We start from the raw sequence: 12,867 nt of genomic DNA on the forward strand, positions 1-12,867 counted from the left end.
TTCTTATGTTTATACACTACACCAACCAGGTAAAAGCTCTGTATCAAAATTATAGGCTGTACAGCGCCAAATTACCCCAGTAGATGTAATATCAGCATTAGTACTAGGACCGATCACAACGTATTGCCCACTACTATCAAACGGAGGATTATCTAATGGTACAGTTGTATTAATCTGAGAGTTACTTAAGTTTAATAATACTCCAGTATTACTTGAATGCTTCTGAGTACTACTAGATAACAAACTATCTCTAGCTGTATTGATATCAGCAAGTACCGCAGGATCATCTATTTGATCAACTCCTGCATTTATATATATTTCATTAGCTCTTTGCATGTATGCTCCTAGTTGTTGATTAATCACATCTGCAACTGGATTACTTGCGTAAACTCTTTTTGTAACAGTTAGAGACATATCAGGATTAGTAGCAATAAACTCCTGTATGCTTTCACCAATATTAGAGGATTTTGAGAAAGTCATATTCCCAATAGAACTATCATCAAAAACTGCTGATAGCATAAAATTATTAACTCGGTCGTCTAACTCATCTGCTAATTCAACCTTCTTTTCCATTAAAATCGCTTTGGAAATTATATTACCTATAGTATAGAAAATCGCAAAAAACAAGAACATAGCTAGAGCTGATGATATCAACACCTCTAATATTGTAAACCCTTTGCTTTTTACATTTATCATATATACATAAACCTTACAAATTCAATATTTGTATGTATAGATTCTACCATAAAATATTTCTGGACTTCCTAAAACCAAGCTACTTTGCATCAATAATCTAGTACTTTTGAATAATATTATAGATACTATTATTTCTATATTAAAAATAGTTTAAGAATGTTTTTTATTAACGTTTTTTGTTTGATATTGCATAAGTGCATCTATCTTTACCGTTTAAATCCTTAACAGTCGTAATATTACTAAACTCATTCTCAATCAATATATTTTCAATAGCTTTAGATTGTGTATACCCATGCTCAATATATATGCGAGCATTTTTATTTAGATATAAATAAGATTGAGAAATTATAGTTTTAATATCCTCCAGACCATTATCTGCAGCAAATAAAGCACTTTGAGGTTCATATTTTTTTACTTCATGATCAATTTCATCATCACAAAAGTCTATATAAGGTGGGTTAGAAACAATAATATCGAATTTTTTATTCTCTAAATTTTGATACCAATCACTTTGGATAAACTCAACATTAGATACCTTATTTTCTTTGGCATTTTTCTTTGCAACATCCAGAGCTTTATTAGAAAAATCAACCGCTATAACACGGCTATTTAGTAGTTCAGATGCTAATGCTAACGCTATTGCTCCAGTACCTGTTCCAAGATCAAGTATATTTAATTTAGTACTCTTATCTGAGATATCATCTAAAACTGCTTCAACTAAAGTTTCAGTATCTGCTCGTGGGATAAGAGTATCTTGTGTTACAAAAAGCTTTTGATTCCAAAAATATTTATACCCCAAGATATAAGCTAAAGGCTCGCCATAAAAATAACGATGAATTTTAGTATTTATTTTTTCAAAAACATCATCATCTAAAACTTTATCTGAATTTAGATATAAGTAAGTTCTATCAACATCCAAAACATCACAAACAATAGCTTGTATATCATTTTTTAATATAGCTAATTCATTTGTAGAATATTTAGATTTAGACTGTTGCTTATAGCTTTCAACAATATAAGAAATAAAAGATGAAATTGTGTAACTACTCATCTGACATTGTTGCTAAAAGATCTGCTTGATACTCTAAAACTAAAGGTTGAATAACACTATCTAAACTACCTTCCATAACCTCATCAAGCTTATAAAGAGTCAAGTTTATACGATGATCAGTAACCCTACCTTGTGGATAGTTATATGTCCTAATTCTCTCAGATCTATCACCACTACCAACTAAGCTCTTACGTGTATCTGACTGCTCTTTTTGTTGCTTATCTATCTCTGCTTGAAGTAATTTTGACTTTAACATCGACATTGCCGCTGCACGGTTCTTATGCTGAGATCTTTGATCTTGACATTCAACTACAACTCCTGTTGGAATATGCGTAATTCTAATTGCTGAATCTGTTTTGTTGACGTGCTGACCACCCGCTCCAGAAGCTCTAAAAGTATCTACTTTTATATCTGCAGGATTTATATCGATCCCCTCTACTTCATCTACCTCTGGCATAACTGCAACTGTACAAGCTGATGTATGTACTCTACCTTGAGACTCTGTAGCTGGTACACGCTGTACCCTATGAGCACCAGATTCAAATTTTAGCTGTGAATATGCACCTTCACCATTAACTTTTGTAATAATTTCTTTGTATCCACCATGCTCACCTTCACTTGATGAAATCACTTCAACTTTCCAGCCTCTTTGCTCAGCATACTTAGAATACATCTTAAATAAATCACCAGAAAATATCGAAGCCTCATCACCACCAGTACCTGCTCTAATCTCTAAAAAAACATTCGCATCATCATTAGGATCACGCGGTAAAAGAAGAATCTGTAATTCTGCCTCAAGATTTTCTATAGCTTCATTTGCTAATTTAAGTTCTTCTTTTGCCATCTCAACCAACTCAGCATCTTTTTCATTAAGCATCTCTTGTGCGGCTTCTTTATCTTCTAAAGCTTGAGAATATTCTTTAAATGCCTTAACTATTGGCTCAAGCTGTGAGTATTCTCTTGATAAATCTCTAAACTTATTTTGATCCGAAATAATATTAGCATCACTTAATAAGGCACTTACTTCTTCATGCCTTTCAATCAAACTTTGTAACTTTGCTTTAATTGAATCTTTCATTTACTTTTCCACATTTAAACCAAACATACGTTTCATACACACAAGGCAATCATTTCTGCCTTGCTTAGAAGCTTCTTTCATACCCATTACAGGATAATGCAAAACTTTCTTCTTAATTTCATAGGCAAATCTTTTCATTATTTCTTCAGCATCTTTACCATTTCTAATTTTTGCTAAGCTTTTTTCTAAAGATAAATCAACAAGTCCATCTGCCTTATCAAAGAGCTCTTTAATTGCACTATTTGAAATAATTGCCTTTTCTTTTTCTAAATACTCTTCTAATGATTTGACAATGATTTTTTGTGCTCTAGAGCTTTCATGCTTTCTTTTATCTTTATTGTCAGCAATAACTGCGTTAATATCATCAACACAATAGTAAACATTTTTACCCATTTCACCTAACTTTGGATCTAAAGCTTGCGGTATAGATATATCGATAAACACTCTTGGTTTAGTATCAACATCATTTACAGAAATCATATAACCCTTAGAATGTATAGCTGTAATTATAATATCTGCTTTTTCAACTAATGCTTCTAAATCTGACAAAGCATGTGAACTAGCATTTTTAAATGCTGAGGTAATTTTTTCTGCTTTTTCAATAGTTCTATTAGCTAGCATAATTTGCTTTGGTGCTAGAGCTGTAACATGTCTAAACAATAACTCTCCTGTTTGTCCAGCACCAATGATAAGTACATTTTTAGTTGAGATATTATCTAACTGTTTCTTAGCCAAAGTAATTGCTGAAAAGGCAACTGAAACTGGACAATGTCCTATTCTAGTTTCACTACGCACTTTCTTTGCTGTAGCAAAAACCTTCTGAAAAACCCTATCTAACTCCTTACCTAGAGCATGATTTTTCTTACTAAGAGTATAAGAGTCCTTAACTTGTCCTAGTATTTGAGGCTCGCCTAAAACCATTGACTCTAAACCACATGCAAGTTTCATAAGGTGCATTATAACCTCAGTACCTTGTCTTAGTTTGAAATAGTCTCTTATCTTATATTCAGGGTTTCTAACATAGCTTTGCCACCATGCTAAAACATCATCGACAACTCTAAGATTAGATATTTCTAGATATATTTCTGTACGATTACAAGTTGATAGAATAACGGCATTAATCACATTATCTATAGCAAGTATTGATCTATACAGCATAGACACGTCTAACCCAGATAGTGCAAACTCACTACGGACTTCAATTGGGGATTTTTTATAATCAATTGCTAAAGATATTAATGCCATATTAAAATAAAAAGTGTATTACAATAATTAACCTAGAAAAACAAGAATATATTTTAACACAAAAGTATTAGACATTACATTGTAATCTGATTAATAAACTTACAACGTTTAGTACTTTTATGTTAAGATGTTGTAAAATTTATTGAAAAAATAAATCACAAATATGAGTATTAAAGGCTTAACAAAAAAACAAAACCAAGCACTATACACAATAGTTGGGATAATTATCATAGCACTGATATGTGTAATACTATTTCAATTTTATAATTCAAATAATCATAAAAAGATCATAGAAGCATCTAAGGCATATCAAAAAGCCTTGATCGCTAGTGAAAACTCTGATGTGTCATCAGCTACTAAAATAGCAAAATTTACTTCTGTGGTAAACCAATATCCAAGCACTAGTTTTGGAATATTTGCTAGTTGGCAATTAGCAGAATTGTATATTACGCCAACGAAATTAAATACTAGCAATTTCAATATGAATATTGCAAATTTACCAAAAGCAATAGATACACTTGAGCAAAGTATCAAGGATAATCCTGATAATAGCTTAACTAATGTTACTAAAACTAGACTAGCTAGACTTTACATTACTGCAAAACAACCAGATCAAGCTATCAAAACTCTAAATAACTTAGGATCATTGAAAGACAAAGCTTACCCTCTTATGCTACTAGGAGAAGCCTATCAACAGAAAAATGATAAAGCAAAAGCCCTAGATGCTTGGCATAAAGCACTACAAGATCCTGATAGCTCAGCTGAGTTTAAACAAGTGATTACACAACTAATAAATAACTACTAAATTAAAAATGAAAAAATCTTATTTTTTAACACTACCCCTACTATTATCTTTTCTGATAGCTAGTTGTTCTAAGAGTAATGTGCCGCCGCCAACGCCTCTAAATGAGAAGCCTCCTAAACAAGTTCATGTAAAAGTAAAATGGAAAAAAAGTACTGGCAATGGCGATAATGGCTTAGGCAACTATAATCTAGCTCCAACATACCTAGATGATATTGCATTTGTCCCTAATGAAAATGGTATGGTATATGCCCTATCAATGAAAAATGGTGATGTTATATGGAAAAAAGATACTAATTCAAGCTTATCTGCTGAACCAAATACTATTGCAAATGCTGTAATTTTTGGCTCAATGAAAGGTAAGTTTACAGCACTAGATGCTAAAACTGGTAAAACTTTATGGTTAAGTGAAACTCCAAGTAGTTTATTTGCTCAACCAACTGTCTACAATAACTCTATTTACACCCATACACACGACGGTTCAGTAGCTGCTTTTGATGCTACAACTGGTAAAAAACAATGGAGTGCTTCAAATAATATCCCAGAATTAACACTACCTGGCAACTCTTCTCCTATAGTATTAAATGATACGGTAATGATAGGATCTGCTTTTGGTACAGTTCTTGGCTTTACTGTAAAAAATGGTGACAAAACCATTAATATTCCAATCGCAATAGCTCACGGATCATCTCCTGCTGATAAAATGGTTGATATAACTGCAAACCCAATGCTATATCATCATTATTTGCTCTTTGCCGCATTCCAAGGTGCTATCGTAGCCCTAGATAAAGATTCTGGTAAAATGCTATGGGCAAAAAAAGCTTCTATAATCAGTAATATGGCTATTGATAATAATGTTATTTTCACAACTCAAGCTGATAGTGAGCTTAAAGCATACAATATTCAAAATGGTGAAACAGTTTGGACTCAAGATACTCTAAAATGGCGCAAGATTACAGGACCTGTCTATTATAAAGGTTTAATAGTTGTTGCAGACTATCAAGGATACTTACACTTCTTTAGTTCACTAAATGGTGAGTATCTTGGTAGATACAAGCTTACACCTACACCAACATTATTCCCAAGTACTGGAATATCTGCTCAATTAGTTCCAACTAAGCAAGGGATTCTTGTTGAGGCTGAGAATGGCACAACTTACTTAGTTGATGCTTATAGTGACAAAGTTATATATGATAGTATCCTAGGTGATTATAAAGTTGACAAAGGTGAAAATGTTAAACATATTAATTCATCGATTAAGCCAGCTGCCCTAGCCGAAGCAAACAAAAAATCTAAAAAAGCAGATACAAAAGGCTTAAAAGTTAATATAATAATAGGAGACTTTAGCAAAGGTAAACCTACTAATGTATAAAGGCATAAGACCATCAATTTTTATTCTAATACTAATGGTTTCATTAGGGCCCTTTGGCGATACGATCTACGCCCCAGCCCTACCTGAGCTAAAGAAAATTCTTGGTACTGATTATCCACATGTTCAACTTACAATAACCTCATACTTATTGGGTTACTCTATTAGCCAAATTTTATATGGTCCATTTTCTGATAGATTCGGACGTAAACCTATCATGCTAATAGGATCCTGTTTTTTCATAATTAGCTCAGTAATATGTTTATTCAGTGAACATATTGATACATTGATATATGCTCGCCTTCTTCAAGGTTTTGGAGCTGCTGCTGGTGGAGTTATTGCTACAGTTGCAGTTAAAGATGCATTTAAAATTAATGAGCAAGGAGCTGTATTTGCTATTATGAATATAGCTTTTGCATTAGCTCCTGCTTTTGGAGCTATTCTTGGTGTATTTTTAAGCCCATCTCTAATATTTTGGGTACTTCTAGTTGCCGCTAGCTTACTTTTTATAAAAGTTGCCTTATTCTTCCCTGAGACAATTAGAGAAAAAAATTATGAAGCACTAACTATTAGATCACTCTTTAAGAATTACTTCTCGCTATTTAGTGATCACCAGTTCTTCTTTGCAACTTTTGTTCTAGGGCTAAATATCAGTATTATCTATGCTTGCCTTGTTACAGCACCTGATATCTTTGTGAATATTTTAAAACTCGAGAAATCAAACTTCCTATACCTACTTAGTTTAATGGTAGTGGCTGTCGTTTCAGGGTCTATTATCTGCTCAAAACTTAGTCGTGTCATAGCATATAAACACCTAATCAACTTTGGTATGACATGTACATTGATATCAGGAATATTACTTGTTTATGCATTTAAAAAGCTTACAGGTTTAGAGCTTTCTTTAGCACTCACAGCTATCTTATCCTTAACCTTTGTTGGTGTATCTTTTAGTGTGCCACTACTTACACCAATAGCATTGGAAAATTTCACTACAACAGCTGGCGCAGCTTCCTCAATAATGGGCTTCATGCAAATGGGAATCGCATCAATTACAACAGCTATCATGAGTCAAATTGACTTAGGAAGTGAGTTCACTCTATCTCTAGCATTCATACTTTTACCCTTAATTGGATTGATAGTATTTCTACCATATAGCTGCTACTTTTTAAGGAAATAGCTATTAACACTTTGCCAAGCTTACGAATTAAGTAAATTATGTGATAAAATTTCATTTAATAAATATAATTTATCGATCTAATTAATATTAATGCAAAACTATAATGCTAAATCAATTGAAGTATTAACTGGCTTAGACCCTGTCAAAAAAAGACCAGGGATGTATACAAATACCGAAAACCCAAACCATCTTATCCAAGAAATAGTAGACAACAGTGTCGATGAGGTCTTAGCAGGCTTTGCTAATAAAATAGATATTTCTCTTTATCAAGATAATAGTATAGAAATCTCTGACAATGGTCGTGGAATGCCTGTAGATATTCACCCTGAGCATAAAATGTCAGGTATTGAGCTTATTATGACAAAGCTTCATTCTGGTGGTAAATTTAGTAACAAAAACTATACGCACTCTGGAGGTCTTCATGGTGTGGGTGTCTCTGTTGTTAATGCTTTATCTAGTAGGCTTGAAGCTGAGATAAAAAGAGATGGAAAACTTTATCATATAGTCTTTGAAGATGGTTTTAAGACTAAAGATTTAGAAGTTATCGATACAGTTGGTAAAAAAAACACAGGGACAAAAATTAGATTTTGGCCAAATAAAAAATATTTTGATGATATCAAAGTAAACCTTAAAGCTCTAAAGAACTTATTAGAAGCAAAAGCTATCCTTTGTAAAGCTCTTACAATCAAGTATTCTAATGAGGCAAAAAAAGAAAAACTAGTATGGCATTTTGAAGATGGTTTAAAAGGTTATTTAGATCATAAGCTAGAATCTGAAACTCTGCCGAATAAGCCTTTTATGATAGATAACTTTTCAAATGGAGAATCATTTTTAGATGCTGTATTCTGCTGGTGTGAAGCTCCTGCAGAGGTTATAAAAAATAGCTATGTAAATCTAATCCCAACACCTCAAGATGGTACTCATGTTACAGGCCTAAAAAACGGAATTTATGACGCCATTAGAACATATGTAGAAAAAAACTCTTTGGGGCTTAAAAATATCAAAATTACAGCAAATGATTCATTTGCTCAACTAAACTATGTTATATCATTAAAAATAACAAATCCTCAATTTGCTGGACAAACTAAAGAAAAGCTTTCCAACAAAGATGTAACAGCATTTGTTGCGACAACTGTAAAAGATCTACTAACAATCTGGCTTAACCAAAATGCTGAAGAAGCTCGCCAAATAATAGAGAATATTAATAGGATTGCTCAAAAGCGTATTAATGCAGATAAGAAAACTGCTCGTAAACGTATAATGAATACTTCTATTCGCCTACCAGGGAAGCTAACAGACTGTATTAGTTCTGATGTAAATTCAACTGAGCTTTTTATTGTTGAGGGAGACTCTGCAGGAGGTTCTGCAAAACAAGCGCGCGATAAGAATTTCCAAGCGGTGATGCCTCTTAAAGGTAAGATCTTAAATAGCTGGGAGCTTGATGCTGATACGATTATGAATTCTCAAGAAGTTCATAATATAGCAACAGCTATAGGTGTTGATCCTGATAGTGACGATATATCTGGACTAAGATATAACAAAATATGTATTCTTGCCGATGCGGATTCTGATGGCTTACACATTGCTACTCTACTATGCGCGATGTTTCTAAAGCATTTTAGAAAACTTATCGAAAATGGACATATTTATATAGCTCAACCGCCTTTATTTAGAATTGATATTGGTAAAAATACCTTTTACGCTCTAGACGAAGCTGAAAAAGAAACTATTTTAGCAGAGAATTCTAAGCTAACTGGCAAAATCAATATTATGCGTTTTAAAGGTCTTGGTGAAATGAATCCCATACAGTTACGTGAATCAGCCATGGATGTTTCATCTAGAAGACTATTACAACTGACTATCTCAGATATCTATGATGATGAGGAGGTACTTGATAAGCTTTTAGCTAAAAAAAGATCTAAAGATCGTCGTGATTGGTTAGAAAATCATGGTGATAAAGCAGAAATTGATTAAAAATCCATCTCTGTTTAGTCATTATATTTAATATCCTAATTAATACCCACTATATAGATAACAAAATTAAATAAATATAAAACGAGGTTTATTTTTATAGCCCTAGATAATTATATTCTAATAAGTAGAATACTTATACGCTATATTTAACAACTTTTTCTTTACTATATATTACCTGCTCAAGATCATTTAATCTTCTTCTACCCATCTGCTTAACAGGCATAACAAATGTCATAAGTACACCAATGCCACATAGTATAAACATAAGTAAAGAAACACCTAACACTGGAGACATTACACCAGTTATAAATGTTGCAAGTAAAGGAGCAAATCCAGAAATTGATGCTCCAAGTCCATATACGATAGATGCACCAGAAGCTCGCACGTTTGAAGGGAACACTTCTGTATAACATGGATTTGCAGCTCCTTGTATCATACCTGTCATAATAGCTAAAATAATAAGTATAAAAGTTGAAAACTCTAAGCGTCCAGCATCTAATAAATATATCAATATTGGTGATAAAATTAATGAAACTATAAAACTAAAAAGTAATACTTCTTTTCGGCCTATCTTATCAGATATAAAACCAAAGAAAGGGGTTGATAAAAACATAAAGAATATGGCAATAGTATTAACTGTCAAGGCCACAGATAGATGCATACCTAATATATCAACCATATATGTCGTCATATAGGTTATATCTATATAGTAAATCATTAGCGCAACTGTCGCTATTGTTGTAACAGATATAAGATGTCTTCTATATGTTTTTGTTAACTGAATAACGGGAGATCTTGACTCTGATAGAAAACTCTCTTTTTCATCTTTTTCTCTAAAGAATAAAAATGCTATTAAAAGTATTGCCCCTAATGCAAAAGGAATTCTCCAAACTAAATTACCCCAATCAGCAGGAAAAATATTTACAGCTAGAGAGCTAACAGCAGATGCCAAAATAAAGCCAAGAATTGATGTTGAAAATGCAACTGAGACATTAAATCCAGTATATCTAAGCTGGCTATCTTCTGAAGCAATAGCCATCAAGTTACCAAACTGGCCTCCAGCTGAAACGCCTTGGAATATTCTTATTACAACTAAAATTATAGGTGCAAGTACGCCTACACTTGCATAAGTAGGTATAAAAGCCATTATTATAGTAGGTATAGCCATAAATAATATAGCTATATTCATAGCAAAATGACGACCTTTTCTATCTCCAAGATATCCAAAAAATATAGATCCTAATGGTCTTGCAATATACCCCGCAGCAAAAGTTCCAAAAGTTAGCAATAAAGATAGCCAACTACTTTGTGATGGAAAAAACTGATGCGAGATGATTATAGCAAAATAACCATATAACGAATAATCATACCACTCTATCATATTGCCGAATGATACCTTAACTGTTTTTATAAAACTCTTCTTAAATGACAAAGGGTTTACCTCCCCTAAAACAAGTATTTATTAACATTCAAATTTACATTCTTAAATATTCATTTTACGAATGTGGATAAATATTATCATTTAATTTAAAAAGTGGTTAAAAATATGATAGCAAAATGTATAAATTTGAGAATAGCTCCAAGCACCTCCCAAAAATATATTTTAGCAGTATTTATCTATTCCTTGTAGATTGTTTACTTTAGCCCAATCAAAACATTTGCCAGGATCAGTCTTTCTTCCTGGAGCTATATTCTGATGTCCTGTAATAGCATTTAATCCAGTGTAGGATTTTTTCAAATCTGACAATAAAGCATTTAGACTTTTATACTGTTCAAACTCATAAGCAGTTTTATCTGTACCTTGTAGCTCTATTCCAATAGAAAAATCATTACAACCTTGCCTTCCTTGAAAGCTACTCACACCAGCATGCCAGGCCCTATCATCTACTGAAACAAACTGAATAATCTCTCCAGTACGTTTGATGTAAAAATGTGCAGAGACTTCAACACCCTCTAGATCAGCAAAACTCTTATGAGATTCACAATCTAACTTATTTCTAAATAAATTCTCAACATTATCGTTTAAATACTCCCCTTCAGGCAAACTTATACAGTGAATCACAACCAAATTAATTTCTAAATCACTAGGTCTTTGATTAAAGTTTTTACTAACGATATGTTTAGCTTTTTTATACCAGCCTTGATTGAACATCTTAGGTTTTCAAAAGTAGTTATGATAATATTATACTCTATCAACTAACCTAATGGTTTTAAATAGTTTAATTATGAAGTGTTTAGATTGTAAACTTGCGAAAAATACTATTATATATGGGATTATTACATTAATTATTGTAATACTTAGTTATAACTTTTTGGATATCAAAGTAACTACAGCAATCCACTCAGATGATTTTTTTGGCACTAAGATAAGCACTTTAGCTTCTTTAATATCTCAAGTAGCATCACCAAAAGTTTGGGCAGTACTTACCTTAATAGTTACAGTAATTTGCATTATCAGATATTTGCGTAAAAAAACCTCTGACAAATTATATGTAATGTCTCTATCTTTAATACTAACTATTATCGTTGCAGGTGTTTTAAAAGTTTTACTTGCTAGGTATAGACCCGAGATGCTTTTATTTAAAGATCAATACGGTTTTCACTTTTTATCTTTTAAAAAAGCTTATAACTCAATGCCATCTGGGCATACTACTTTATCATTTGCTGGCTTATTAGCAATAGCTAACTTTTTTGAGAAAAAATACATTACGATAATCGCTGCAGTTATAGCAACTGTAGTTGCGATAAGCAGAGTTATTGTCTTAGATCATTATGTTTCTGATGTTATATTATCTGCATATATAGGATCATTTTGCTATTTATGGGCAAAAGCTTTTGTCGAAAGTAGACAAGCTACTAAATAAACTCTTTAAAATAAGTCAAAGCCTTTCTATATACATCTTGTTTAAAATAAACCACATGATTTATTGGGTACCAATAACTAACCCAACGCCAATTATCAAACTCTGGCGAATCATTAGCCTCTAAATCAATGTTATTTTCAGAGCTTTTCAATCTTAATAAAAACCATTTTTGTTTTTGTCCAACACATATTGGCTCTTTACCTCTAAGTAATGAATCAGGGATATCATATTTATACCATTCTCTTGTTGAAGCTATAACCTCAACATCCTGAGGCCTCAAACCGACCTCTTCGTGAAGTTCACGATACATAGCCTGTAATGGAGTCTCTCCAGAAGATACTCCCCCTTGAGGAAATTGCCATGAAGCCCTGTTTCTTCTTTGGCCCCAAAAAACCCTATTTTGTTTATTAAGTAAAACTATAGCAACATTTGCTCTATACCCACTTTTATCTATCATTATTTAAAGAAATATTTCTTCTACCTAATATTTATTCTAAACTAATTTTTGACAGTTTGTTACTTTTCTAGTTCGAATAATTAAGGTTATAGCAAAAGATAAATTATATATTTTTAGAGCATATCCTAATAAAAATATCATCTACAAGCTGATT

12 protein-coding genes are annotated in these 12,867 nt (G+C 32.4%); 5 read left to right on the forward strand and 7 right to left on the reverse strand.

Going from position 1 to position 12,867, the window contains the following annotated elements; translation table 11 throughout:
• Positions 1-9: 9 nt before the first annotated feature.
• The 4 genes from FIP56_RS10360 to FIP56_RS08875 all read right to left on the reverse strand — a co-directional run bounded on the left by FIP56_RS10360 (position 10) and on the right by FIP56_RS08875 (position 4,070).
• A complete protein-coding gene (locus FIP56_RS10360; protein WP_245323070.1) occupies positions 10-696 on the reverse strand; it encodes a type II secretion system protein in 687 nt (228 codons plus the stop codon).
• Between the two features lie 166 nt (positions 697-862).
• A complete protein-coding gene (prmC, locus tag FIP56_RS08865; protein WP_192578552.1) occupies positions 863-1,747 on the reverse strand; it encodes a peptide chain release factor N(5)-glutamine methyltransferase in 885 nt (294 codons plus the stop codon).
• Entirely contained in the window at positions 1,740-2,825 is a 1,086-nt protein-coding gene (gene prfA, locus FIP56_RS08870; protein WP_192578553.1) for a peptide chain release factor 1, read from the reverse strand. Before prfA ends, prmC begins: the two co-directional genes overlap by 8 nt.
• Complete coding sequence (locus tag FIP56_RS08875; protein WP_192578554.1) at positions 2,826-4,070, reverse strand: glutamyl-tRNA reductase; 1,245 nt, start codon at positions 4,068-4,070, stop codon at positions 2,826-2,828. It lies immediately after the preceding gene.
• A 169-nt stretch (positions 4,071-4,239) separates the two neighbouring features.
• On the opposite strand from FIP56_RS08875, the gene FIP56_RS08880 reads away from it, so the two are divergent.
• The 4 genes from FIP56_RS08880 to parE all read left to right on the forward strand — a co-directional run bounded on the left by FIP56_RS08880 (position 4,240) and on the right by parE (position 9,392).
• Positions 4,240-4,875 (forward strand): tetratricopeptide repeat protein, encoded by a 636-nt coding sequence (locus FIP56_RS08880; protein WP_192578881.1) that lies wholly within the window; start codon positions 4,240-4,242, stop codon positions 4,873-4,875.
• Between the two features lie 7 nt (positions 4,876-4,882).
• Positions 4,883-6,244 carry an outer membrane protein assembly factor BamB gene (gene bamB, locus FIP56_RS08885; protein ID WP_192578555.1) on the forward strand — a complete coding sequence of 454 codons (1,362 nt, stop codon included), beginning with the start codon at positions 4,883-4,885 and terminating at the stop codon, positions 6,242-6,244.
• Positions 6,237-7,418, forward strand: a complete 1,182-nt coding sequence (locus tag FIP56_RS08890; RefSeq protein WP_192578556.1) for a multidrug effflux MFS transporter — start codon at positions 6,237-6,239, stop codon at positions 7,416-7,418. Before bamB ends, FIP56_RS08890 begins: the two co-directional genes overlap by 8 nt.
• 90 nt (positions 7,419-7,508) lie before the next feature.
• Entirely contained in the window at positions 7,509-9,392 is a 1,884-nt protein-coding gene (parE, locus tag FIP56_RS08895) for a DNA topoisomerase IV subunit B (RefSeq protein ID WP_192578557.1), read from the forward strand.
• 133 nt (positions 9,393-9,525) lie between these two features.
• Here parE and FIP56_RS08900 read toward each other — a convergent pair whose 3' ends face one another.
• Positions 9,526-10,824 carry an MFS transporter gene (locus FIP56_RS08900; protein ID WP_192578558.1) on the reverse strand — a complete coding sequence of 433 codons (1,299 nt, stop codon included), beginning with the start codon at positions 10,822-10,824 and terminating at the stop codon, positions 9,526-9,528.
• A gap of 171 nt (positions 10,825-10,995) precedes the next feature.
• Positions 10,996-11,544 (reverse strand): 1,6-anhydro-N-acetylmuramyl-L-alanine amidase AmpD, encoded by a 549-nt coding sequence (gene ampD / locus FIP56_RS08905; RefSeq protein ID WP_192578559.1) that lies wholly within the window; start codon positions 11,542-11,544, stop codon positions 10,996-10,998.
• A gap of 73 nt (positions 11,545-11,617) precedes the next feature.
• Here ampD and FIP56_RS08910 point away from each other — a divergent pair, with 73 nt between their 5' ends.
• Positions 11,618-12,256, forward strand: a complete 639-nt coding sequence (locus tag FIP56_RS08910; RefSeq protein ID WP_192578560.1) for a phosphatase PAP2 family protein — start codon at positions 11,618-11,620, stop codon at positions 12,254-12,256.
• On the opposite strand, the gene FIP56_RS08915 is transcribed toward FIP56_RS08910, so the two are convergent.
• Positions 12,249-12,713: an RNA pyrophosphohydrolase gene (locus tag FIP56_RS08915; RefSeq protein WP_192578561.1), complete on the reverse strand. Its 465-nt coding sequence runs from the start codon at positions 12,711-12,713 to the stop codon at positions 12,249-12,251. The genes FIP56_RS08910 and FIP56_RS08915 overlap by 8 nt on opposite strands.
• Positions 12,714-12,867: the final 154 nt, after the last annotated feature.

It is taken from the genome of Francisella sp. LA112445 (assembly GCF_012224145.1).
Taxonomy (GTDB): Bacteria; Pseudomonadota; Gammaproteobacteria; order Francisellales; family Francisellaceae; genus Francisella.